Origin of the sequence: Microtetraspora sp. AC03309 (assembly GCF_020826795.1) — a bacterium.
Taxonomy (GTDB): Bacteria; Actinomycetota; Actinomycetes; order Streptosporangiales; family Streptosporangiaceae; genus Microtetraspora; species Microtetraspora glauca.
Map to the genome: position 1 here is coordinate 1 of NZ_JADDIL010000667.1, position 372 is coordinate 372.

The 372-nt window shown below is 65.9% G+C and carries 1 protein-coding gene; it reads left to right on the forward strand.

Annotation, left to right across the window (positions count from 1 at the left end; genetic code table 11):
* On the forward strand, positions 1-372 hold a 372-nt coding region (locus IMZ11_RS44865; RefSeq protein ID WP_228649931.1), incomplete at both ends, for a helix-turn-helix domain-containing protein.

A 372-nucleotide genomic window follows, 5' to 3' on the forward strand; every position in this document is an offset into this window, starting at 1 on the left:
ATGCTGCTGCATCACCTCGTGGCGCAGATGGGCCACCAGAACGCCGTGGTGGTCAGCCAGAAGACACTTTCCAAGCTCATCGGACGTTCTTTGCGGACGGTCCAATACGCAGTCAAGGACTTGGTGGCCGAGCGCTGGATCTCCGTCGTGAAGCTCAACGGCCCCGGCACCGTGTCGGCCTACGTGGTCAATGACCGCGTGGCGTGGGGCCAGCCCCGCGACCAGTTGCGCCTGTCGGTGTTCAGTGCCGCCGTGGTGGTTGATCACGACGACCAGGACGAATCGCTGTTGGGGCATGGCGACCTGCGCCGCATCCCGACCCTGTATCCGGGCGAGCAGCAACTACCGACCGGCCCCGGCGAGGAGCCGCCC